Consider the following 24,325-nt stretch of genomic DNA (forward strand, 5'->3'; position numbering starts at 1 on the left):
CATGGACGTGGATAACCTGATCGACATGGCGAACCGCATCGGCGAGTTTTTCGATTCGATGCCGGATCGCCCCGAGGCCGTCGATGGCGTGGCGGATCACATACGCCGCTTCTGGGAACCGCGCATGCGGCTCGCGATTCTTGCCGCACTCGACAATCCGGAGGCGAGCGCGTCGATGCTGCCAATTCTGCGCGAGGCATTGACCGCGCATAAGGACGATCTTCAGCCGAAAGTGGCGGCTTAACCTAAGCGATGGCGTCGTACCGACGCCCTGCCCGCTTTCACGAGCGGCAGGGCGTTTTTCGTTTTACTCGCGATACTCGTGCGCGGGTGGCTCGTTGTTATCCGCGCCCTGTGCGCTGAACCACGTCTCGCAGTGGCGCAGCAACGAGTGGACGTCCGAAGGCGTCCGCCCGCGCGCCGCGATATAACCATCCGGCCGCACGAGATAGAACGCGGGACGCGTGCGCCCGTAATTGTCGGTGAGCGAAGTCGCACCTTCGCCTTGCGTATCGGTGATACGCCATACGCGCACGGCATTCGGCATGAGCGCTTCGATGGAGCGCACGAGGCCGTCGAGATCGGGATCGCGCATCGCGTGCGCCACGGTGATGGTCGCCGGCGCCAGCGCGATGTCGTCCTCGCCCGACGGGTTCAGCAGCAGGAACAGCGAGAAGCAGCCCGGATCGTGCAGGTCGTAGAGACAGCCGACGCCCGGCAAGCGGCCGAGCGGGCCATCGACGACATGCACGCGTGCATCGGGCGCGCGTTCGCCGGCGCGCGGACCGCCATCGAGCAGACGCTCCAGCGTGAGCGGGCTCTTGCGATAGTTGATCGAAAGCTCGCTCACCGTGCGCCGCATGGCATCGCGCAACGGGCCGATAGCGGCGAGCATCGGCATGACGTGATCGCGCATGAGCTTCATCGGGCCGTGTTCCGCGCCCGCCATCTGCAACAGCATGTTCGACTGACGCAGCACGTCGCGCTCGATCGGATGCCGTTCCGCGTGATAGCTGTCGAGCAGGCGTTCGGGTGCACCGCCCGCGAGCATGCGCGCGAGTTTCCAGCCGAGATTGAACGCTTCCTGAATGCCCGTGTTCATGCCTTGCGCGCCTGCGGGGCTATGAACGTGAGCGGCGTCGCCCGCAAGGAAAATGCGCTCCACGCGCAGACGATCCACCATGCGGCTATTGACATGAAAGTACGCCGACCACGTGAGATCCGACAGCGTGACGCGATGATGCACGCGCCGCTCGACGATCGCACGACATTCCTCGATGGTGGGCCCTGCCTTCTCCTTGTCGTCGACGGGCGCGGGCAAGTCGGCGATGAGACGCGCGCGGCCATCGCTCATCGGAAAGAGCGCGGCGAGGCCTTCGCCCGACGCAAAGATATGGAGTTCGTCGTCGGGCCAGTCGGAATCGGCCTGCAGGTCGGCGAGCAGAAAGGTCTGGTCGAACGTCTTGCCGTCGAAGCCGATTTCCAGGCGATGCCTCACGAAGCTATGCGCGCCATCGGCAGCGATCATGTAGGACGGGCGCAGGATCTCATCGCGGCCATTGGCGTGTCGCAAGGTGGCTTGCACGCCCGCCGCGCCCTGATTGAAATCGACGAGTTCGACGCCGCGCTCGATCGTCACGCCCTGGCTTTCGAGATGCCCGGCAAGCAGGCGTTCGGTTTCGGATTGATCGAGAAACAGCAGATAGGGATAGCGCGTCTGCAGCGGATCGAAGTCGAGCCGCGCGAGGCGCTGACCGTTCGAATAGAGGTTCGCCACCCGCGAGCGGTGCCCGAGTTCGAGAAACGGCTCGACGACGCGATGCTGTTCCAGCAGTTCGAGCGTGCGCGCCTGAATGCCGATGGCGCGTGAATACGGCGAGCGCTCGTGCGCGCGGTCGATGAGCCGCACGGGGATATGCGCACGCGAAAGGCTCATGGCGGCGGCGAGTCCCGTGGGACCGGCACCGACGATCAGAACGGGCGCGACATCCAGCTTGTCGTTCGGATTCAGCTTTGGCGCAAACATGCGGTCCTCCCTGAAACGTCACGTTGTCGAGTGTACGCCGTGGCCGCGCCTCGGTGGACCTGGGCGCCGACCTCGGCGCACACGCGCGGCCGTGCCTTCAATGCGCGTGCGCGCGTTCCTGCTGCAGTACGCACTCGTGGCAGCTCATGCCGAGTTCCACTTGCAAGGTCGAATGATGCATCGAGTAGTCGCTTCGCAAGGTGGTCACGACGCCCTGCACGAAGGCATCGCCGGGATGGCCTTGCGGCATCACGAGATGCACGGTGAGCGCGTTCTCCGTGGTGGACAGCGCCCACACGTGCAGGTCGTGCACGTTACGCACGCCGGGCAAGCGCGTCAGATAGCCTTCGATACGCGCCAGATCCACGCTCGGCGGCACGGCTGCCATGGCAAGGCGCATCGCGTCGCGCCCGAGGCCCCACGTGCCGTAGACGATCACCGCGACCACGACGATGCTCATCACCGGATCGAGCCAGCTCATGCCCGTGAAGAGGATGACGAGGCCGCTCACGGCGACGGCGGCGGAGATCGCGGCATCGGCGGCCATGTGCAGGAAGGCGCCACGCACGTTGAGGTCCTCCTTGCTGCCGCGCATGAAGAGCCACGCCGAGAAGCCGTTGACGACCATGCCGAGCGTCGCGACGATGAACACGTCGAGTCCCGCGACGGGCGCCGGATTCAACAGACGCTGGACGGCTTCGAGCACGATCGCGCCGCACGCGAAAAGCAGAAGCGCGGCATTGGCAAGCGAGGCGAGTATCGACGAACTTCCGAGGCCGAAGGTATAGCGCGCGCTCGGCCGGCGCGTGCCGAGCCATACCGCGCCCCACGCAAGCAAGAGACCGAGCACGTCGGAGAGATTGTGACCGGCGTCGGCGAGCAGAGCGGTGGAATGCGCGAGAAAGCCGTAGACGGCCTGCACGATCACGATCAGCACGTTCAGGCCGACTGCCAACGCGAACGTGCGCCCTTGTCCGGCCTGCGGCGCGTGATGGTGATGATGTCCTCCCGCGCCGTGGTCGTGACCTTTGTGGTCGTGACCTTTGTGGTCGTGACCGGCGTGGTCGTCGCCGGCATGCTCATGACCGGCGTGGTCATGTCCCGCGTGATCGTGGTCTTCGTGGTCGTGCTGCATTTGCTTGTTCATCGTGGTGCCCGTGATTCGTTCGATCAGTCGATATCCGTCGCGTCCTGCGGCTGCGGCTCGGCAATGTGTTCCAGCAATTCGCCGAGCATCCCGCTGATATGGCGATCCGCCGCCACGTAAAAGACCTGCTTGCCCTGCCGCTCGGCCTGCACGATCCGCGCCGCGCGCAGGAGCCGCAAGTGATGGCTCACGAGCGAACCCGACAACCCGAGCCCCTCCGCGATCGCGCCCACCGCGCGCCTTTCAGCGACACACGCGAGCACGATGCGCAAGCGCGTCGGGTCGCCAAGCAAGCGAAACAGGTCGGCAAGCGGTACGACGCGGTCATCCGAAGTGATGCCGCCAGCAGGATTCAGTGGAGTCGAAGCCACGACTTGATCGTCAACATATGAATAGGTGTTCACATGTTAAGGACCATCGACGCGACATGTCAACCGTACAGGCGGAAATCGCTCGGGCCAGTGTGGGAAAATACGTGTGTTTTGCACAAACTTCCCGTCATGGACACCGTATTTGCCCGCGGCTTCGCGGCCCATCGTGACGGCCGCCTGACCGAGGCGGAGCGCGACTATCAGGCCGCGCTCGCCGCCGAACCCCTTCACGTCGACGCGCTCCACTACCTTGGCGTGCTGCGCCATCAACAAGGCCAGCACGAGGAAGCGGCTTCTCTCGTGCGCCGCGCGGTAGACCTGCGTCCGACCGATGCCGGTCTGCAACTCAACCTGGGCAACGCGCTCAAGGCGCTCGGCCGTATCGACGACGCTATCGAGCGTTTTCGTAACGCGCTCACGCTCGAACCGGGCTTTCCACTCGCGCAGTACAACCTCGGCAACGCGTACACGGCGGTCGGCCGCCATGAAGACGCCGCCGATGCCTTCGAGAAAGCGCTGCGTCTGCAGCCACGAGACGCCGCCGCGTGGAACAACTTCGGCAACGCGCTGGCGTCGCTTGATCGTCATGCGGATGCCGCGCGCGCGTTTCGCCGCGCGCTCGATTTACGGCCGCGCCACGCGGGCGCGCACAACAATCTCGGCATGGCGCTCAACGCACTCGGCGACTCGGTCGGCGCGGTCGCGCATTTTCGCGCGGCCATCGACGCGGAGCCGAATTATGTCGCCGCGCATTTCAACCTGGGCAATCTGCTCGACAAGACCGGGCACCCCGAAGAAGCGCTTCCCGCGCTGCACAAGACGCTCAGCTTGCAGCCGCGCTTTGCCCCGGCGCACTTCGGACTTGGCCACGTGCTTGCCAAGCTCAATCGCCACCACGAAGCGGTCGTGAGCTATGAGCGCGCGGTCGGGCTGGACCCGAAGTACGGCGTGGCGTGGCTGTGTCTCGGTAATTCGCAGCTCGCGCTCGCATCGCCCGCCGCGGCGATCCGCGCATTCGATCAGGCGTTGCGGCTCGACCCGCACATGCCCGCCGCGCATCTGAACCGTGGTCTCGCGCTACTCGCGCTCGGCGATTACGAGCGCGGCCTGCCCGCTTACGAATGGCGGCTCAAGACGCCGGGCGCCGACGACGCCCCGCCGCTGCCGCGCTGGAACGGCGAGCCGCTGCCGCAGCAGACCCTGCTCGTGCGCTCCGAACAAGGGTTCGGCGACACCCTGCAATTCGTGCGCCTCGTGGCGTTTGCGGCCAAGCGCGTCGGCAAGCTCGTGCTCGAAGTACAAGCGTCGCTGGTGCCGCTGATCGCGCCGGCGGCACACGCGGCGCGCATCGAGCTCGTCGGCAGGACGGAAGGCGTGCGCATCGTCGCCGATGCATTCTGTCCGCTCCTCAGCCTGCCGCTCGCGCTCGGCATGACGACGCCCGAGGCGATCCCGGCGCGCACGCCCTATCTCGTGATTCCGGCCAACTATCGCCGGAAGTGGCGCGGGTCGATCGGCGGACAGGCGAAGCGCAAGATCGGCATCGCGTGGTCGGGACGGCTGCAGCCGGGCGAAACGCGCTCCATGCCGGTCGAAGCGCTCGCGCCGCTGTTGGCGCTCGAAGGCATCGACTGGGTCGTGCTGCAGCCGTTTCTCACCGAGCACGAGCGCGACACATTGCAAAAGCATCCGAACGCAAAGTCGGCGCATCGCTTCGAGGGCAAGCTGGAGAATTTCGCGGATACCGCCGCCATCGTCGACCGACTCGACGCCGTGGTGTCGATCGATACCTCGATCGCGCATCTGGCCGGCGCACTCGGCAAACCGGTCATCGTCATGCTGCCGTTCGCGGCCGACTGGCGCTGGGGTATCAGCGGCGCGACATGCGTGTGGTATCCGCGCGCGCGGCTCGTGCGGCAGCACGTGCCCGGCGACTGGCACGGCGTGGTCGAAAAGGTCGTGGCGGCACTGCGCGAGTGATGCCCGCAGGTTTCGTCGATGCAAAAAAAATCCCTCGCCGCGACGAGGGATTTTTATTTCAGCCAGCTACGGACGTCAGGCTGTCTTGTACTGATTGCGTGCTTCCGGCGAGCGATACAGCACGAGCGTGGCGATCAGACCGCAGATGGCCGCGAGACCCATCCACAAGCCCGGCGCGGCCTTGTTGCCGGTCGAGTGAATCAGATAGGTCGAGATGGCAGGCGTAAAGCCGCCGATGGTCGTCGCGAGACTGTAGGCCATCGAGAAGCCGGTGGTGCGCACGTCGACCGGCATGACTTCCGTGAGCGCCACGACCATCGCGCCGTTGTAGCTACCGTAGAGGAACGACAACCACAGTTCGACGATCAGGAGCCGCCCGAACGATGGATCGGCGACGAGCCATTGCACGGCCGGATACGACGTGAGAATGGTCAGAATGGTGAAGAACAGCAACACCGGACGACGCCCGATGCGGTCCGACAACGCGCCCATGACAGGCAGCCAGACGAGGTTGGAGAGCCCGACGCATACGGTGACGACGAGTGCATCGATGGAAGACAGCTTCAGCACTTCCTTGCCGAAGGTCGGCGTGTAGGCGGTGATCATGTAAAACGACACGGTCGTCATGATGACCATGCCCATGCCCGCGAGCACGATCGGCCAGCTTGTTGCGATCGAGCGCGCGATCTCGGCCATGCCGGGACGATGCTTGCGCGCCAGGAACTCGTCCGTCTCACGCAGCGAACGGCGGATGATGAAGAGGAACGGCACGATCAGGCAGCCGATCAAAAACGGCACGCGCCAGCCCCACGCGGTCATTTGATCGGCGGGCAGCAACTGGTTCATGACCACGCCGATGAGCGCGGCGAACACGACGGCCACTTGCTGGCTGCCCGACTGCCATGAACAATAGAAGCCCTTGTTGCCCTTGGTCGCGATCTCGGACAGATACACCGACACGCCGCCGAGCTCGACGCCCGCCGAGAAGCCCTGCAGAAGCCGCCCGAGAAGCACGATGATCGGTGCAATCGCGCCGATGGTGGCGTAGCCCGGCACGAGCGCGACGCAAGCGGTGCCGATAGCCATCAGCATCAGCGTGAGGATGAGGCCCTTGCGCCGCCCGTGATGGTCGATGTACGCGCCGAGTACGATCGCCCCGACCGGACGCATGAGGAAGCCTGCGCCGAATACGGACAGCGCGAGCATCAACGAGGCGAACTCGTTGCCGCTCGGGAAGTAGGTTTTGGCGATGGCGGAGGCGTAATAGCCATAAACCATGAAGTCGTACATTTCAAGGAAGTTGCCGCTGACGACGCGGAAAACCGTCTTGAACTTCGATTCATTGGCGGGTGCAACGTGAGTCGTGGACATGGACTTTCTCGAATCAGGCTGAACGACGCATCGCGGTTCGCGAACCGCTTCTGGCCGGTGGCGAAGGGTTTTCGCTTGATTAGGGTTTACCCGTAATTCTTTTGTAAATTCACGAGTGCCTCAATCTTAACGCCTGCGGACGTTTCTCTGCACGCAACTTCGGTCAACATCACTCAAAACAAGATTAACAATAGCTTACATATGCCTATCTCCAAGCCTACAAATTTAGCTATCGTTTTCAGGACCGCAACGCCGGCCGACACCGCTCTGATCGTGTCGATGCACACGCGCAGTTGGGTGGCCACCTATCGCGGCATCGTGCCAGATGTCTATCTCGATCGGGACATTCACGCCGAGCGCGCCGCGCACTGGCAAACCCGTATGCGGGAAATCGAGGCCGGCGCGGGTTGTGTGCTGATCGCCGAACATGCGGGTGAGCCGGTGGGTTTCGTATGTCTCGTCGAACCGGACGACACGGGCAGCGTGCTCGTCGACAATCTGCATGCGCTGCCGGGGCACAAAGGCCTTGGCGCCGGGACCGCGATGCTCGCCGAAGCCGCACGCTGGGCGCGCACACGTGGCGCGCGCGAACTGCATCTTTACGTGCTGGAAGACAACGCGGCGGCTATCGGCTTTTACGAGTCGCGCGGATGGAGGCTCACTTCGCGTCAAGCCGACAACATGGCGGGCCTCGATCTGTTCGCGTTGCGCTACACGCTCTCTCTGGATTAAATGCGGCTCGCAAGCAATGCTTCCGACATAGAAGCGGCCTTCTGTCAATAAGCATTCCTTTTAAGATCGAATCATTAGGATAAGTCTGGTCGTTTAGTTCAGTGCTGTTTCGTATGATCGCGAGTCAATCTAGCTGACCTCGGGCCGATGCCCGCACGTTCCAATCGTGCGCGCATCGGCGCATCCACCTGGAACACTCATGAACGAGCCTCTGATCGTCGTGGAAGGCAATCTACGCCTGCCAACGGTGCGCCCGCTCGCCGATCCATCGCTGAAATTCGGCCGCGAGTGGTCGCCCGCGCGCGCTCGGCCGAGTACGTCGCGCTCCGAGATTCCGCTCTACGGCGCACGGTTCAATACCAAGTACTCGCGCATGTCCGACTCGTCGGACTCGTTGCATGCGCGTTCTCCGTATCAAGCGACGAGTATCTGGGGAAAGCTCGCCAAGGGCGCCACGCGTCCTTCTACGTCGCGTATGAAAGAGCCTGCCGCACCGGTCGATGCGGCTGCGGAAAGAAAGCCCATGCGTATCGATCTGCGCAGTCCATCGCCGTTACGCAAGCGGCCTTACCGCATCGGCAGCTTTGAAAAATCCGCTATTGCCATCGCGGTTTCGGCGTTGTTCGTCTGGGTGCTGTTCGCGCATGAACAGTGGCTGGAACGAAGCGGGTCGAAGCCCCCGGTTGATGAAGCAGAACAGATGCAGATTGGACAAGCGGTGTCGCGCGACAGAGCGGCGGATGCGACGCGCGTGCCCACGGTAAGTCAACCGGCGGACCCGCGCCCGGTCGACCCAACGCAGCCTGTCGCGGCGCGCGTTCTCACGGCAAGTCGGCCCGCGCATGCGCGTGAGACAAAACCAGCGCCAGTTTCCGTACATGCCGAAGCGTCCCACACACGAACTCCTCGATACGTGAACGCGGGCGCACATCGCGCGAAGCGGGCAGCCACGAAACCGGTTATTCGATACGCGGCATCGACACATCGCGGCGCGAGCACGAAGCCCACGCAACTCACTGCGGCGCTGCGCACCACTGAGCCGCTGAACGTCGCCGCCCTCTACTCCATGCTCCAGCATTCGCCCACGCTCGACAGCAATGTCGCTTCACGTCCCGACAATGCATCGGCCAATCAGGCCCGGTGATGAATCGCTTAACTTATCGGCATGAAGCCAACATGATGCACTTACGTTTCATTCGTCACGCAGTACTTGTCCTCGCTTTGTTCCTCTCCGGATTGCTAGCTTCTTTCGCCGATGCATCGGCTGTCACGAGCCCGGCTCCGGCTTCAAAAGCCGATCGAACAAACAGCGCACCGGCGCTACCGCCTGAAGACCTCTCCGATCTTCAGAGCGATGGCGCGTCGCCCTCCGCGAGCAACCTCGCCGAACTGCAGGACATGGTGCAGGCGGGCCGACTGACCGAGCTGCGCGTTACGCGCAATGGCAGCTACGGCGCGAGGCTCTATTTTCTGCCGCAAGAGATGCTCTATTACGTGGCGTTGTCGCAGGACTCGCATTCGTGGCGCGTCGTGAAGACGCAGGAGGAGAATCGCGCCGAATCGGTCTACGCGCAGTTCGCGCGCAAGACACATGATCTTGCCGATGGCGAGATTCGCCGTGTGCAGTTGCAGGCGCAAAAAGCGCTGCTCGACCGCGTGATCGCCGTGTCGGCGAATCGCGCGAACCGGTTATCCGCCGATCTCGCGCTCGCGCAGCAGCAGGACACGCAGGTGTCGGAACGTCAGCAGCAATTGCAGGCGGAATCGGCGGCGCTGCAGAGCGACAAGCTCGAATCGGAACGCAAGCTGCGCGCATTGCAGATGCAGGTCGATCAGTTGCAGCGTGCGAGCGAAGCCGGGCTGGCTCCGGTGGGTTCGGCGCGGTGACTTTTGATTCGGTGAGTTTGCGCGCGTGAGCGGATTTCACGGTCGCGGTACATCATCCTGACGTGCATTCTCGGTTTCGCTTAGAACCAAAGCCGGCTCGTCGACGACTATCACCCAAATCCGCGCTTCAACCCCAATCATGCAAAACAAAAAGGCCCGCTCATTACGAAGCGGGCCTCGATGCCAACGCATGTCCAAACCAATATCCTAGAACCGCGTCTCCCGCGCCACGCGCAAAAACGTATCGAGCAGCGGCGTGCAATCGAGCAATTCCGATCCGCCCGCGCGATGAAACTCCGGGTGCCACTGCACGCCCACCACGAACGGCGCCTTGCGATACCGCACCGCTTCGATGATCCCATCCTGCGCCGAGACCGCCTCGACGTTGAGATCCCGCCCAAGCGACTTCACCGCTTGATGGTGAATCGAGTTGACGATTGCATCGCGCTGATTCGGAAACATGTTGGCGAGCGTCGAGCCATCGGGAAAACGCAGCGAGTGCCGATGCTGATCGTAGTGCTCGTTCACGTGGATGCCCGCAGTCGGCACTTCGGTGGCGATATCGCCGTAGAGCGTGCCGCCGAATGCCACGTTGATGAGCTGACAGCCGCGACACACGCCGAGCACCGGCTTGCCTGACTCGATGAATTCGTGCAGCAGTTCCAGCTCATACATGTCGCGCACGCGATCGCCCGGCCATTCGGGGCGCGTCACGACCTCCTCGTAAGATTGCGGCGACACGTCCGCGCCACCCTGAAGCAGCAGCCCGTCGAGATTCTTCGCATAGTCGCGCAGGCGGATATTGCTTGGATGCAGCATGCCTTGCGTGCCGACCGTCGGAATCATGAACACGAGCACATCGCGCGACATGACCCAATGCGCGATGGATTCCTCCAGATATTGCAGCGTCTTGCCACGCAAACCCTTAGCGCCCGGCTCCGGATGAAAAATGCGCGCCGACACGCCGATCCTCAACGTGCGTTGCGTGATGCGCTGCCCTGCCCGGTCGAAGATTTGTCGCGCACGCGCGGCGATCACGCGCCCGAACACGGACCACGCCGAATCCGATTGCTTGAGATATGCAGGCGGCGCTTGCGTCGCGCCCGCTGTCTGCTGACCGGGCGGCGGCAAGGGCGGCGGATTGAGCGTGCCGAAATCCGGCGCGGCGGTGAACTCGGGCGGCAGAACGCTGGCCTTCACCGGTTGAGGTTCGGGTTCGGCTTCCGTGCCCGCGATGATGCTTTCGATATCGCTGCCCGCTTGCGCCTCGGTCGCGGCTTCGAGACTCTCGGCCAAGTTCGCTTTTGCATCGAGAGGCTTCGCGCGCACGACCGGTTCCGGCGCGACCTTGGCGTTTGCTTCGAGTGCCTCGGCCCGTCGCGCCGCAGCCTTATCGACGGGCTCAACGGTCGAAGCGCTCGAAGGCGCATCCGTCGATGCCCGCTCGGTCGCGCTCGGGTCCGAACCCGGCGTGGTTGAAATTTGAGGTGCCTGAGGTGCTTGCGGTGCGTGAGGTGCGCCATCTCGCGCCACGCCCGCCGCCGATGCATCCGCCCCACTTCGGCGGGCGTCGGGCGCCGCGCCGTTTGCGATGGAGCCTGAGTCGTTCGAGGTTTTGTTTTCGCTCATTCCGTTGTCCGGCGCGCGAACGCCAGGGAAAGAATCAACACGTTTCGATTATCCGCCTCTCGAACAGACGGGGCAAACCAGCACACATTTACTCACATTATCGCGGCAATCGTAATGAATGGATGATTCCTTCAGTGATCGCGCGGCTCCTCGAAGGTTTCGCGCAACGCGATCTGCATGGTCGCGTGAATCTTCACGCACCAGCGCCAGAGTACCGTCAAGAGCAACGCCGCGCAGACGAGCACGGCCACCATCAATCCGAAAGGCGGCAAGATGCCGCCCGAAAGCGCGGCCACGAGCAGAAAGACGCCGAACATGGCGACGATGGGAATCAGCCCCGAGATGGCCGAACGAATCGCGCTCGTGAAGCGTCCGGCCTTCGCGGGTTGCACGCTGACTTCGGCGAGCAGGAGCGCAAGCGAATCCAGCTTGCGATACACCGCCACCAGAAACGGCAGCGCGATCAACAAGGCCGCGCTCCACAACACGACGCGCTGCGCATTGTCCGATTCGAGCCAGCGCGCGAGGTAGCCGGAAGCGAACGGCGCCGAATACGACGCGCCCAGAAAAATCGCAGCCACGAGCGCCAGGTTCACCGCGATCTGCAGAACGATGCGCCGGGTCATCGAAAAGAGCGTCGGGCCGCCGGTCGCGGGCGTGAGACTCGCGAGCCATTGCGAGTAGAGGCCGAAGGTGTTGGCGAGCGGCGCGGGCATCGCGCGGGCAAGACGCATGGTGATGGGATCGGCGGCGCGAATCAGATACGGCGTGAAGAGCGTGGTGAGCGCGGAGACGGCGACCGCGATCGGATAGAGAAACGCGCTTGTCACCTTGAGCGACAACCCGAGCGACGCGATGATGAACGAGAACTCGCCGATCTGCGCGACGCTCATGCCGACGCGCATCGCCGTGCGCCCGTCCTTACCGGCGAGAAAAGTGCCGAGTCCGCACGATACGATCTTGCCGAACACGACCGCCACGGTGATGACCGCGATCGGCCACGCGTAATCGACGAGCACGGACGGATTCAGCAGCAAGCCGATGGTCACGAAGAAGATGGCCGAAAACATGTCGCGTACCGGCGCGATGAGATGCTCGATGCGCGCGAGATTCTTCGACTCCGCCATGATCGCGCCGATCAGAAAGGCGCCGAGCGCGATGCTGTAATCGAGCTTCACGACCAGCAGACAAAAGCCGAAGCAGAAGCCGAGCACGGTGACGAGCAGCATCTCGTCGCTTTTCGCGCGCGCCACGTAATCCAGCGCGCGCGGCACGATGAGAATGCCGACCACGAGCGACACGGTCATGAAAAGCAGCAACTTGCCGAGCGTGATGGCCGCGACGCCCGCTGTGACGGAACCTGTCTGCGCGATGCCGGAAAGCAGCACGAGCATTGCGATGGCGAGAATGTCCTCGACAATCAAGATGCCGAACACGAGTTGCGCGAACGGCTCGCCTTTCATCTTGAGTTCGGACAGCGCTTTCACGATAATCGTCGTCGACGAAATCGCCAGCACCGCGCCGAGAAAGAGCGAATCCATCGAATTCCAGCCGAACCAGCGGCCTATCTCGTATCCGATCCAGATCATCAGCACGATCTCGGACAGCGCCGCGACGAACGCCGTCGCGCCTACCTTGAAGAGTTTGCGCAGACTGAATTCGAGGCCGAGCGAGAACATCAGGAAGACCACGCCTAGTTCGCCGAGCGTCTGGATGGTGGCTTCGTCGTGAATCAGCTGAAACGGCGGCGTATATGGCCCGATGATGACGCCCGCAACGATATACCCGAGCACGACCGGCTGACGCATGCGATGAAACAACACCGTCACGACGCCCGCGATGGCCATGATTACCGCGAGATCCTGAATGAAGCCGATCGCGTGATGCATCCAAAAAATCCTTACAAATTGGTAAACGGGATTCGATGTTACCGCACGGCAACGAAATCGCGCCGAGTTCGGCACTCAGTCAGGCGGATTGGAGATCAAGCAGGAGTCAAGCGGACGAGCGACGCGCATCGTGCTGGTGCATGCGATGCGGAAAAAGACGAGCCCGCGTGAGAAACGCGGGCTCGATGGAACAGAGAAAACCTCGAAGCGCTCAGACCGCCGCTTCGTTTTCCTCGCCGGTACGAATGCGAATGACGCGCTCGACTTCGGCCACGAAGATTTTTCCGTCGCCGATCTTGCCGGTGCGCGCCGCACCGATGATCGCGTCGATGACCTGATCGGTTTGATCGTTGGCGACGACTACTTCGATCTTCACCTTCGGCAGAAAATCGACGACGTACTCTGCACCACGATAGAGCTCGGTATGTCCTTTCTGACGGCCGAAGCCTTTGACTTCAGTAACCGTCAGCCCGGTCAGGCCTACTTCGGCGAGCGCCTCACGGACTTCATCGAGCTTGAACGGTTTGATGATGGCGGTGATACGTTTCATGGCGTGCCTCGCTTGAGTTCAAGAATCTTCGGAATGGGTCGTGTCCGCGAAGGACAGATGCTTTTGATTCTAGCAGGCTGCCGGTTATCGATTCAGCGCTTATGCGGCTGTTTTTCAGGCGTTTTTGGTGCATTCAACGCGAAGGGCTGCGTCGTGGCCGATACGTCGGCGATATCGCAAGTCCGCATTGCAGGCGCGCCGGTTGATTTTATGATGTGGATCGACCCGACGGCGCTGCGGAACGCGAGCAACGTCGAACGAAAACCAAGGAGGAGGCACAGCATGACCCGAACTCGAATCGCCGTGGCCGGAGCCGGATATATCGGACAGGCGCATATCGGCGTCCTGGAGAACAGCGCGACGTGCATGCTGTCGGCCATTGTCGATCCGTCGCCGGCTGCGCGCGCCATCGCGGAACGGGCGGACGTGCCGATCTACGCGACGCTCGACGAGCTCTTCGCACAGGACAAACCGGACGGCGTGGTGCTCGCAACGCCGAATCAGCTGCATGTGCCGCAAGCACTGCAATGCCTCGACGCGCGCGTACCGACGCTGCTCGAAAAGCCGATTGCGCCGACCGTCGCCGAAGCCGAAGCGCTCGTGCGCTCAGCGGATGAAGCGGGCGTGCCGATTCTCATCGGCCATCATCGCGCGCATAGTCCGATCATGGCGAAGGCCCGTGAGGTGATCGAATCCGGCGTGCTGGGGCGCCTTGTCGCCGTGACCGGCAGCGCGATGTTTCTGAAGCCCGATCATTACTTCACGGATGCGCCCTGGCGTCGCGAGCCTGGCGGCGGCCCGATCCTGCTCAACATGATCCACGAGGTTCACAACCTGCGCATGCTTTGCGGCGAGATCGTCGCGGTGCAGGCGTTTCTATCGCATGCGGCGCGCGGCTTTGCCGTCGAGGATACGGTCGCGATCAATCTGCGCTTCGAAAGCGGCGCGCTCGGCACGTTCCTGCTTTCGGATTCGGCGGCGAGCGCGCGCAGTTGGGAGCAGACCTCCGAAGAGAACAAGGCTTACGCGAGTTACGCCGACGAGGATTGCTATCTCGTCGCGGGAACCAACGGCAGCCTCGCCATTCCGACCATGCGTCTGAAAACCTATCCGCGCGATGAAGACCGTTCGTGGTGGAAGCCGTTCGAAGCGGGTGTCGTCGGCATGGTGCGGGACGACCCCATCAAGCATCAGATGGAGCACTTCGGCGCGGTTACGCGCGGCGAGGCGGCGCCGCTGGTATCGGCCCGCGACGGGCTCAGGAACCTGCGCGTGACGGAAGCTATCGTGGCCGCGGCGAAGTCGGGCGCGGTGATCGAGTTGCCACGGGATTGAAGGTTTCGAAGGCGTCGTGTGCATTCATCGCGCATACGACGCCCTTTCTGCGTGCAACGAACGTCACGACGCGTCCGGAATATTCTCCAGATCATCGAGCCAGACCGTAGCTTCCGAATCGCTCGGCGCGCGCCAATCTCCACGCGGCGAGAGCGAACCGCCCGTTCCCACCTTCGGCGCATTCGGAATACACGACCGCTTGAACTGACTCAGCTTGAAGAAGCGATACAGGAAGATGCGCAGGTTCTTCTTGATCTGCGTGAGGTCGTATTCGTGATGAACGAGGTCGACATCGGCAGGCCACGCGCCCGCGTCCTTGTCGCCCCACGCCGTCGATGAAAGAAATGCCACCTTCGACGGCCGGAAACCGAAGCGAAGAATGTAGTAAAGGTTGAAGTCCTGAAGCTCGTACGGCCCGATCACGCTCTCGGTTTTCTGTTCGAGCGCGCCTTTCACCTTGCCCGGAATGAGCTCGGGGCTGATCTCGGTGGCGAGAATATCGTTGAGCACATCGGCGCCGTCGTTGCCGATCTGCGCCGTCTCGGCCACCCATCGCACGAGATGCGTGATGAGCGTCTTCGGCACGCTGGCGTTCACGCCGTAGTGCGACATGTGATCGCCGACGCCGTAGGTGCACCAGCCGAGCGCCAGTTCGCTCAAGTCGCCCGTGCCGATCACAATGCCATTGCTGTAGTTCGCGAGCCTGAACAGATGGTTCGTGCGCTCGCCCGCCTGCACGTTCTCGAAGGTGATGTCGTACTGTTCCTCGCCCGTCGAATACGGATGACCGAGGTCCTTCAGCATCTGGATGCAGCTCGGCCGGATATCCACTTCGGATGCCGAACAACCAACCACGTCCATCAGCCGGCGCGCCTGGGTGAGCGTGCGCTCGCTGGTCGCAAAACCGGGCATGGTCACGCCGAGAATGTTGGTGCGCGGCAGGCCGAGCCGGTCCATGGCCTTGGCGCAGACGAGCAAGGCATGAGTCGAATCGAGCCCGCCGGAGACGCCGATCACGACCTTCGAAATATTGCTCGAAGCGAGCCGTTGCACCAGCGCCTGAACCTGAATGTTGTAGACCTCCATGCAGCGCTCGTCGCGTCTGCTCGCGTCGATCGGCACGTAAGGGAAGCGCGGCACCGCACGTTGCAAGGGCAACACGGACGCCGCAGGCACGGCCACTTCACATCGCACGATACGGAACTTGCGCGCCTCTTCCTGATGTCTGCGCGCCGACTGAGCGAAGGTCGTCTGATGCATGCGTTCGCGCGACAGCCGCTCGACATCGACATCGCCGAAAATGACGTGCGATGCGTCGCTGAAGCGCTCCGACTCGGCGAGCTGCTCGCCGTTCTCGTAGATGAGCGCCTGCCCGTCCCACGCGAGGTCCGTGGTGGATTCGCCCTTGCCCGCCGACGAATAGAGATACGCCGCGATGCATCGCGCCGATTGCTGCCCGACCAGTTGATGCCGGTACGACGATTTCCCGACGACGATATTCGATGCCGACAGATTGATGAGCACCGTCGCACCCGCGAGCGCGGCGAACGACGATGGCGGAATGGGCACCCAGACGTCCTCGCAGATTTCCACGTGGAAGCGGAAATACGGAATCGACGGAATATCGAACAGCAGCGATGAACCGAAGGGAACCTCCGCGCCGAGCAGATGGATCTCGTCGACCAACGCGCAATCGGCGGCACTGAACTGGCGCGCTTCGTAAAACTCCGCGTAATTCGGCAGGAAGCTCTTGGGAACCACGCCCTGCACGCGCCCGGACGACACCACGGCCGCGCAGTTGTACAACGCGTGATCGACGCGCAACGGCAAGCCAACCACCATGACGATATCGAGCGAGCGGGATTCTTCGACCAGCGCGGCCAGCGCGCGCTCGCACGCGACGAGCAACGCGTCCTGATGGAACAGGTCTTCGCACGAATAAGCGGACAACCCCAGCTCGGGAAACGCGACCAGCACGGCGCCGTTTTGCGCGGCCTGCCGGGCGAGCGCGATGGTCTCTCCGGCATTGAACGATGGATCGGCCACCTTGCATTCCGGCACCGCGACGGCAACCCGCGCGAAACCATGGCTGTAGAGGTTCAGGAATTCGGTTTTCATTGTTTGCGTATCCTTTGGATACTCGTCATCATGCCGCACGCTTCAATCCGTCGCCATCTTCCTGAATGGCGTATGCGCTTCGAGTTCCTCGATATGCTGCGTCATCGCGGCGGTTTCTTCATCGAGAAACTCGCTGATCGCATGAGCAAAGCGCTGGTCGGCGATCCAGTGCGCGGACCATGTCGGCGTGGGCAACATGCCGCGCGACATCTTGTGCACGCCCTGCGCGCCGCCTTCGAAGCGCGCCAGCCCGTGCTCGATGCAATACGCGATGCCCTGCATGTAGCAGGTTTCGAAATGCAGCCCCGAAACGAACTCGCGCGTGCCCCAGTAGCGGCCATACATGGTGTCGCCGCCGATCATGTTGAGCGCGCAGGCGAGCCGCTCGCCGTCCGCTTCGGCGATGACGAGCAGCATGTTGTCGGGCGCATCGGCGTGAATTTGACCGAAGAACTCGCGCGTCAGATACGGCGCGTTCCAGTGCTCCTTGTACGTGTTCTCGTAGCAGCCATAGAAGAAATCGAGCGCGCTTTTGTCGATCTGACGGCCGCGCAGCCACTTGTAAGTCACGCCCGCTTCGGTCACGCGGCGGCGATCCTGCTTCACCTTCTTGCGCTTGTCGTGGCTCATGGTGGCGAGAAACGCGTCGAAATTCTCGTAGCCCGCGCCCGGCAGATTCTCCCAATGAAACTGCACGCCTTCTCTCAACATGTAGCCCGCGTCCTTCAGCGCCTCGATGTCCTGTGCATGCGGAAACAGCACGTGCAGCGACGAGATGTCGAGTTGCCGCGTAAGCTCGATCGCACCGCGCGCGAGCAGCACGCGATCCGCGTGTTCGGCCGCGATGAGACGCGGACCCGTCACCGGCGAGAACGGCACGGCCGAGAGCGCCTTGGGGTAATAGCGCACGCCGTGGCGTTCGAAGGCATCGGCCCAGGCGTGGTCGAAGACATATTCGCCGCGCGAGTGCGACTTGAGATAAAGCGGCATGGCGCCGGCGAAGACGCCGTTGCGCTTTAGAATGAGGTGATGCGCCCGCCAGCCGGTGCGCTTGACCGCGCAATGCGTGTCCTGCAACGCCGACAGGAAGCCGTGACTGACGAAGGGATTCGCGCCCGCGAGGCGGTTCCACTCCTCGGGCGAAATGTCCTCTAGCGTGTCGACTACCTGGATTTCGACTTCGCGATTCAACGGAAGACCTCGAATGATGAGTTTTGCCCTTGCGGGCATGAAGGGCTATTCTCGCGCAAGTTTTAATTCGTCGTTTAGTCGGGCGTGGCCGCTCTCGAAGGTTGCGCCGATTCGGCGATAATCCCGGCCATGCCCTGGTTCCTCTATCTCATCGAATGCGCCGATGGCAGCCTGTACACGGGCATCGCCACGGATGTAGAAGCGCGCTTCGTCGCGCATGCCGCCGGCAAGGGCGCGCGCTATACCCGCGCGCGCAAGCCGCTGCGCGTCGTGGCGTCGTTCGAACTGCAGGGAAGATCGGAGGCGTTGCGCGCCGAATATTGGGTGAAGCAGCTCACCGCGCGGCAAAAGCGCGCGTTGATCGCGGGCGAGCGCACGCTCGATTCCGTGCTGCCGCCGCCCGCTGTCGCCGTCGTGGATGACAACCTGGACGAAGCCCACGACGCGCCCGCAAATTGAGACGGCCGCGCATCGAGCGCGGCCGTGCGGAACACTCGCATCGCGTCTACGCAACGCGACGCGCGAAAGCCAGGCTTACTTCTTGAAGTTAGCCGCGCCTTCCGAGATTTCCTTGTGCGCGGCTTCGATGCCGTCCCAGCCCTCGACCTTCACCCACTTGCCCTTCTCCAGCGCCTTGTATTGTTCGAAGAAATGCTTGATCTGTTCTTTGAGGTACTCGGGCACGTCGTCGATCGACTTGAGATTTGCCGTCATCGGGCAGATCTTGTCGTGTGCAACGGCGATCAGCTTCGCGTCGACGCCGGATTCGTCGGTCATCTTCAGCATGCCGAGCGCGCGCGAGCGGACCACCGAGCCTGCGAGCAGCGGGAACGGCGTGATGACCAGCACGTCGACCGGGTCGCCGTCGCCCGACAGCGTCTGCGGGATGAAGCCGTAATTCGCCGGATAGCGCATGCCGGTGCCGATGAAGCGGTCGACGACGAGCAGGCCCATGTCCTTGTCCGCTTCGTATTTCACCGGATCGCTCTGCGCGGGAATCTCGATGATGACGTTGAAGTCCTGCGGAAGATCCTTGCCGGAAGGTACGTTGTTGAAGCTCATGAGCGCTCTCTGATGAAGTTGAGTTCGGAAATCTGTCAGCGCCGCGCGCGCGAGGCATTCTCTTCGGCGCGGTGGCCGCGTTTCTGCGCATTCGCGCGGTCGCGCGAGGCGGCGTGGATGCAGCGAAGTGCAACCCGGGCATTATAGCCAAACGCGCCTGCGCGCCCTTTCGCTTGCCTTGGCGGGAGGCTCGCCGGACGTTGCACGCCACACGTTCATCCGTGTTTTCCCCGATCCGAAACCCTCGCCTCGGCTTGCCGCCTGGCAGCTAGAATCCTTACGCGTCTGTAATCATCGAACGAACCCGAACGCGCAAGAGAAAGAGGAGACGACATGGCCCGCACCGCCGATTCAGTGCAAAGCCCCGCCACGGGCACGCCTTCCGCATTCGAGGAGGCAACCTACAAGAAGGTCGCATGGCGGCTCTCGCCGCTTCTGCTCATTTGTTATGTGGTCGCGTATCTGGACCGCGTGAACGTCGGCTTCGCCAAGTTGCAGATGGCCGCCGATTTGAACCTCTCCGATGCCGTCTATGGCTTCGGCGCGGGCATTTTCTTTTTCGGCTATTTCATCTTCGAGATACCGAGCAACGTGATTCTTCATCGCGTCGGCGCGCGCGTGTGGATCGCGCGGATCATGATCTCGTGGGGCGTCATTTCCGCGCTCACCATGTTCATCACCACGCCGACCATGTTCTACGTCATGCGCTTTCTGCTGGGCGTGGCCGAAGCGGGCTTCTTTCCCGGCATCATTCTTTATTTGACGTACTGGTTTCCGGCGCAACGGCGCGGGCGCATGACGACGCTGTTCATGACGGCGATCGCGTTGTCGGGGTTGATCGGCGGGCCGGTGTCGGGCTGGATCATGAAGCGTTTCGATGGCACGAACGACTGGCATGGCTGGCAGTGGCTGCTATTGCTGGAAGGCATTCCGTCGATCGTCGTCGGACTCGTCGTGTTCTTCAAACTCGACGACCGCATCTCGAAAGCGAAGTGGCTCACGGCCGACGAGCGAGCGTTGCTCGAACGCAATATCGCCGCCGATAACGTCGAGAAAGAGGACATGCCCATCGGCAAGATTCTGTCGAGCCCGAAGGTCTGGCTGATGAGCCTGATCTACTTTTCCTTCGTGATGGGTCTTTATGGCGTGAGCTTCTGGCTGCCGACGATCATCAAGGCCACCGGCGTCTCCGATGCGCTCACGGTCGGCCTCCTCTCCGCGATTCCCTACGGCGCGGCGGTGATCGGCATGCTGCTGGTCGCGCGCAGCGCGGACAAGCGCGGCGAGCGGCGCTGGCATATCGCCATTCCGGCGTTCATCGGCGCATTGGGGCTGGTGCTCTCGGTCGTGTGGTCGGCGAACACGCCGCTTGCCATGCTCGGACTCACGCTTGCGACCATGGGCATTCTCACGACCTTGCCGTTGTTCTGGAGTCTGCCGACTGCGTTCCTTGCAGGCACGGGCGCGGCCGCCGGCATCGCGATGATCAATTCGCTCGGCAATCTCGCGGGCTTTCTGAGCCCGTATCTCGTGGGATGGCTCAAGCAAGCCACGGCATCGAACGCAAGCGGCATGTATATGCTGGCCGGCTGTCTGATCGTGGGCGCGCTGCTCGTGCTGAGCGTGCCTGCGCGAATGGTCAATCGGTGAATCGAAGGAGAGCCGCCGTGGAAACGAGGCGGCTCTCCTATTATGGCGCAGGCGGTACATCGCCGCGATGATGCATCGCACTCCCGCGCTTTATAAGCTCCTATGTAGGAGTCTTGCCGGGCGTGTCGAGGAACTCGATCGACTCGATAATCTTCAACGCCTCCGGTATTACTCCGGTCTTGCTAAAGCGGGGTACCGCCACGACGGGTGCGCTGCCGCACAGGGCCACGGCTGCGCGAAGCAAACAGAACCCTAATGAGACACTTCGATTTTGCGGATCACCGACGATCATGCGCTGAAGCACTACTAAACCGGAACTTCCAACAGCCTTTACCGAAAGCCACTGCACAGCCGGAACCAACACCTTCTTGTCGCGTGCAGACACCCCCGATAAATCCCTGAACCAACGTCCTTTCTGTGCGTCATATCGAGCCAAGGTGTAGTCGCGAATTGAGCCCGCATCGGACGAACTTAGACAAACGAAGGTAATTGCAAGACTCCCGATGCCGGTTTTTTTGTACGGCAAGTCGTCTACCGCATAGCTGTTGCCGGATATCCATCCTCCGTAAGGATCTTTGAATCCAATGGAACAATGATGGTTACCGCTGCTAACAAGTAATTCCTTTCGCTCGTTTGGTTCAGACTTTGCGGATGAAGCGCTGTGCAGCCCGAGAGCAATGAAACAGACGGCCAAGCCTTTTGCGATTAACTGGCAAGCTTTAGAGCCACATAGCAGACATAATTTTTTGTTCATCTTTGGCCTCTTCGCAGAATATCGTAATCTGGCGCGTCTGCCGCCTGACCCGGCGCGATCGGGAATTTCACTTCGGATAAGACTGCGAGAGCCACGTTGTAAGCCATACAGCGCGCCTCAAATCCGTTAAGCCGTATCGAATAGAGACTATCGATTGCCCCTGGCAAGTTCACCGATGCCGATGCTTTCCAAAAACTAGCGCTGCGGTAGTAACTATGCGCACGTCGATTTGCGGTAAGCCCTACTCGCTCCAGTACATGCGGCTCATCGGCATACCTGGCCATCCGCAGCTTCACCCAGTAAAAGCCTGCGCTCAACGCGGCATCCGACTGATCCGGAAGCGAGACGTTTGCCCGCCACTTATGCATGTCAGGTGTAAGAGCAGTCTCAGTGGCTTGCCAAACATCGTTGCTCCGTGGACGATCTGCCGCTTGCTGCGCAGTGAGAAGTTGTACACGTACAGCTGACGGGATTTGTGATGCTCGCCCGTGAAAATCCCAATAGTCGAGGTAGTTGCTTGCCCATGTCAGCTGTAGGAAGCCGCGCCCAAACCAAGGGTAATATCTTTGAGTTGTAGGAGAGCCCTCTTCCAGTAGTTGCAACCATTGAGATTCTTGAATAGCGTTGCCAAAAAAACTTGCCATACGTAACGGCGTGTTGATGCCGTAGGTGCACATCATGCGATTTAAAACGACTCGCTGGTTCTTGAAGATATTTCCGCTAGTGAAAGTGCCTGGGACTAGCTCCCACAATGTTTGCCCGCCGTGCTTACGGACCGTAAAAGATGGTACTAGCTGCTTGAACTCTTTTTCACTCAACCACGCACACTTCCTAAAGTGTCGAATAAACGCCGTCGGATGAAAAAACCAAAGCTTATTCGCCTCGCCTAGCGGCGTCTGCTTTATAAACTGAAACTGCTTGACGAAGCTGAGGAAGTTTTCGTAGCCACGCGGATCGGTCTCCTTGCGCTTACCAAAGAATCCATTCGGTTCATTCAGCGCACGGAAGCGTTCCTCATTGTTGCTCGTATCCCATTCGCTTTTGGCGTGACAAATAAAGCCCTTGAGCTTGACTCGCACTTCCGCCTCGCCACGCACATAAGCCGCCAGTCGCTGGTCATGGTCGAACTCCGTTGGCGTTTGGGCATGTAACGCTAGGCGTGTATCGGTCACACCCGCAATCGTGCAAAGCTCGTCATAGCCACAAAACCCCTCTTGATTGAACGGCGTATTGCCCTCCTCGATTTTCTGCCAGCCCATGAAGAAAGGGAAGTCTGCATCCGACAGCTTTTGAATGCTGGCCAAATTCACGTCGATATAGCCCGTCGTACCTTGAGCAAACGGTACCTCGACCCAAGTAGCTCGATTGCCGGCGGGCAAGGTCGGTGTATCCGTGCTCAGGATGCGGCCGAAACGGAGCAACTCATAGCCTTCGCTTGGGCACGCTTCGTATAGCGTGGTTGCGCGCTCGTAAAGGTCATATTCATACTCCGCGAATTCATCCTGCACAGGTTCCGGAGTCAGCGAAACAAGCTTTCGATCGCCCTTGTCAATCCACGCACGCATGAAACGCTCGCCCCGGCTAAAGTACGTCTCGACGTAAAGCGTGCTGTTGGCATCCAAAGCGCCTGCGTTCAGTGCGGGGAAAAGCAGCTTGGGTGTGCGACCTTTCGTCTTCAGGTTTCCTTGGCCCGGCGGCGTGCTCATGAACGTGGAGCCCTTTGGAATAACAAAGTATGTGTGCCCCCAATAGTCCTTCGACGCTGGCGTGTTTGGCTGTGCATCACCCAACGCAACCTTATGCCCCACCTGATCGAACCACGCGGTGAAATCCGCCTCGGTCATGAAGATCTCAAAGTGCAGATGCTTCTCACCCTGACTTTGGCCGACAAAACCCAGGCGATCCTTCCGATAAACCTTCTTTCCACCGCCCGCTTGCACGCCTTCTGTCTCCCTGAGCAGCCAAGCGGCGAGCGCACCGGGGGAACTCTCAGGCATCGGATTATTTGGCTGCGACGCAAGCGCATTGGTGCTGATGACGTCAAGCAAGTGCATGTAAAGCGAATAGAAGGTGATGGTGCGGCCTTCGCCTGTTTCGGTCACGTGTTTGAGCAGCACGAAGCCGATGTTGCTGTTGAGCGCAAGGCTGCCGTCGGAATTTGTTTGGCCATCCGAGACGGCCTTCAAAGCGACGCGATAAGCAACGACTTCTCCATCTGCGATCGCCCGCACCGGTTCGAGTTGACCATCGCCCGCGAAAGGCACCAGATGCATGCCGCAATGCCAGCGTCGATCGAATGCGATTGGGAAAACACCACTATGCGATAACTCGAAGTCATCGACCTTATCCATCATTGGATCGGTCTTCCATTTTTCTATGGGCGTGATCAGGCCTTCGACGGGAAGTAAAGGGGGGCTAATGATCATTGGTGGACTCGGCAAGGCTACCTGCTGATTACGGTAGTGCCGGATTGTTGCGGAAAACCGGAACGAAACGCAGGGCGGAATCGCTTTTCCGCGGACATTTCAGATAATCCTCAAACTGCTTAGGACAGAGTCGCTCCTTGTATAAAGCACCCGCGCACCACGACGACGCACGCGTCGCCACCATGCACCAAAAGCAATCGCGCTAGA

20 protein-coding genes are annotated in these 24,325 nt (G+C 61.5%); 8 read left to right on the forward strand and 12 right to left on the reverse strand.

All coding sequences use genetic code 11. The features are described 5' to 3' along the window. The first annotated feature begins 1 nt into the window (after position 1). A complete protein-coding gene (locus tag NCR40_RS10030; RefSeq protein ID WP_244825940.1) occupies positions 2–244 on the forward strand; it encodes a formate dehydrogenase subunit delta in 243 nt (80 codons plus the stop codon). A 63-nt stretch (positions 245–307) separates the two neighbouring features. On the opposite strand, the gene NCR40_RS10035 is transcribed toward NCR40_RS10030, so the two are convergent. The 3 genes from NCR40_RS10035 to NCR40_RS10045 form a co-directional block, all read right to left on the reverse strand. Further along, positions 308–2,026, reverse strand: a complete 1,719-nt coding sequence (locus NCR40_RS10035) for an FAD-dependent monooxygenase (protein WP_250509362.1) — start codon at positions 2,024–2,026, stop codon at positions 308–310. A gap of 97 nt (positions 2,027–2,123) precedes the next feature. Continuing rightward, positions 2,124–3,173: a cation diffusion facilitator family transporter gene (locus NCR40_RS10040; protein ID WP_250509363.1), complete on the reverse strand. Its 1,050-nt coding sequence runs from the start codon at positions 3,171–3,173 to the stop codon at positions 2,124–2,126. 23 nt (positions 3,174–3,196) lie between these two features. Further along, positions 3,197–3,544, reverse strand: a complete 348-nt coding sequence (locus NCR40_RS10045; RefSeq protein ID WP_250509364.1) for an ArsR/SmtB family transcription factor — start codon at positions 3,542–3,544, stop codon at positions 3,197–3,199. A gap of 129 nt (positions 3,545–3,673) precedes the next feature. Here NCR40_RS10045 and NCR40_RS10050 point away from each other — a divergent pair, with 129 nt between their 5' ends. Further along, complete coding sequence (locus NCR40_RS10050) at positions 3,674–5,524, forward strand: tetratricopeptide repeat protein (RefSeq protein ID WP_250509365.1); 1,851 nt, start codon at positions 3,674–3,676, stop codon at positions 5,522–5,524. Positions 5,525–5,599: 75 nt separating this feature from the next. Here the strand turns inward: NCR40_RS10050 and NCR40_RS10055 are convergent, their stop codons facing one another. Further along, on the reverse strand, positions 5,600–6,895 hold the full coding sequence (locus tag NCR40_RS10055) for an MFS transporter (RefSeq protein WP_244825947.1): 1,296 nt from the start codon (positions 6,893–6,895) through the stop codon (positions 5,600–5,602). 201 nt (positions 6,896–7,096) lie between these two features. Between NCR40_RS10055 and NCR40_RS10060 the strand changes: the two genes are divergently transcribed. The 3 genes from NCR40_RS10060 to NCR40_RS10070 all read left to right on the forward strand — a co-directional run bounded on the left by NCR40_RS10060 (position 7,097) and on the right by NCR40_RS10070 (position 9,514). Further along, a complete protein-coding gene (locus tag NCR40_RS10060) occupies positions 7,097–7,627 on the forward strand; it encodes a GNAT family N-acetyltransferase (RefSeq protein ID WP_284507744.1) in 531 nt (176 codons plus the stop codon). 199 nt (positions 7,628–7,826) lie between these two features. Further along, positions 7,827–8,771 carry a hypothetical protein gene (locus NCR40_RS10065; protein WP_250509367.1) on the forward strand — a complete coding sequence of 315 codons (945 nt, stop codon included), beginning with the start codon at positions 7,827–7,829 and terminating at the stop codon, positions 8,769–8,771. Positions 8,772–8,803: 32 nt separating this feature from the next. Then, the gene (locus tag NCR40_RS10070) at positions 8,804–9,514 is read left to right on the forward strand and encodes a DUF2968 domain-containing protein (RefSeq protein ID WP_250509368.1); all 711 of its coding nucleotides are present in this window, start codon (positions 8,804–8,806) and stop codon (positions 9,512–9,514) included. Positions 9,515–9,721: 207 nt separating this feature from the next. Here the strand turns inward: NCR40_RS10070 and NCR40_RS10075 are convergent, their stop codons facing one another. From NCR40_RS10075 to glnK, 3 genes are all read right to left on the reverse strand, one after another. Next, on the reverse strand, positions 9,722–11,143 hold the full coding sequence (locus tag NCR40_RS10075) for a gamma-glutamyl-gamma-aminobutyrate hydrolase family protein (RefSeq protein WP_250509369.1): 1,422 nt from the start codon (positions 11,141–11,143) through the stop codon (positions 9,722–9,724). 131 nt (positions 11,144–11,274) lie between these two features. Continuing rightward, positions 11,275–13,032, reverse strand: a complete 1,758-nt coding sequence (locus NCR40_RS10080; protein WP_250465342.1) for a cation:proton antiporter — start codon at positions 13,030–13,032, stop codon at positions 11,275–11,277. Positions 13,033–13,243: 211 nt separating this feature from the next. Continuing rightward, positions 13,244–13,582, reverse strand: a complete 339-nt coding sequence (gene glnK / locus NCR40_RS10085; protein ID WP_086969848.1) for a P-II family nitrogen regulator — start codon at positions 13,580–13,582, stop codon at positions 13,244–13,246. 282 nt (positions 13,583–13,864) lie between these two features. Here glnK and NCR40_RS10090 point away from each other — a divergent pair, with 282 nt between their 5' ends. Beyond that, complete coding sequence (locus NCR40_RS10090; protein ID WP_250509370.1) at positions 13,865–14,917, forward strand: Gfo/Idh/MocA family protein; 1,053 nt, start codon at positions 13,865–13,867, stop codon at positions 14,915–14,917. Positions 14,918–14,980: 63 nt separating this feature from the next. Here the strand turns inward: NCR40_RS10090 and NCR40_RS10095 are convergent, their stop codons facing one another. Then, positions 14,981–17,035, reverse strand: coding sequence for an NAD(+) synthase (locus NCR40_RS10095; protein WP_250509371.1), 2,055 nt, complete (start codon positions 17,033–17,035; stop codon positions 14,981–14,983). A 42-nt stretch (positions 17,036–17,077) separates the two neighbouring features. Then, complete coding sequence (locus NCR40_RS10100) at positions 17,078–18,226, reverse strand: GNAT family N-acetyltransferase (protein WP_250509372.1); 1,149 nt, start codon at positions 18,224–18,226, stop codon at positions 17,078–17,080. 129 nt (positions 18,227–18,355) lie between these two features. Between NCR40_RS10100 and NCR40_RS10105 the strand changes: the two genes are divergently transcribed. Next, entirely contained in the window at positions 18,356–18,685 is a 330-nt protein-coding gene (locus NCR40_RS10105; RefSeq protein ID WP_244825961.1) for a GIY-YIG nuclease family protein, read from the forward strand. Positions 18,686–18,760: 75 nt separating this feature from the next. Here the strand turns inward: NCR40_RS10105 and ppa are convergent, their stop codons facing one another. Beyond that, complete coding sequence (ppa, locus tag NCR40_RS10110; protein ID WP_250509373.1) at positions 18,761–19,288, reverse strand: inorganic diphosphatase; 528 nt, start codon at positions 19,286–19,288, stop codon at positions 18,761–18,763. Positions 19,289–19,621: 333 nt separating this feature from the next. Between ppa and NCR40_RS10115 the strand changes: the two genes are divergently transcribed. After that, entirely contained in the window at positions 19,622–20,938 is a 1,317-nt protein-coding gene (locus NCR40_RS10115; RefSeq protein ID WP_244825964.1) for an MFS transporter, read from the forward strand. Positions 20,939–21,038: 100 nt separating this feature from the next. On the opposite strand, the gene NCR40_RS10120 is transcribed toward NCR40_RS10115, so the two are convergent. Together NCR40_RS10120 and NCR40_RS10125 are read right to left on the reverse strand one after the other, a co-directional pair. Further along, a complete protein-coding gene (locus tag NCR40_RS10120) occupies positions 21,039–21,692 on the reverse strand; it encodes a hypothetical protein (protein WP_250509374.1) in 654 nt (217 codons plus the stop codon). Continuing rightward, a complete protein-coding gene (locus NCR40_RS10125) occupies positions 21,689–24,118 on the reverse strand; it encodes a hypothetical protein (RefSeq protein ID WP_250509375.1) in 2,430 nt (809 codons plus the stop codon). Before NCR40_RS10125 ends, NCR40_RS10120 begins: the two co-directional genes overlap by 4 nt. Positions 24,119–24,325: the final 207 nt, after the last annotated feature.

It is taken from the genome of Caballeronia sp. GACF4 (assembly GCF_023631025.1).
GTDB lineage: Bacteria > Pseudomonadota > Gammaproteobacteria > Burkholderiales > Burkholderiaceae > Caballeronia.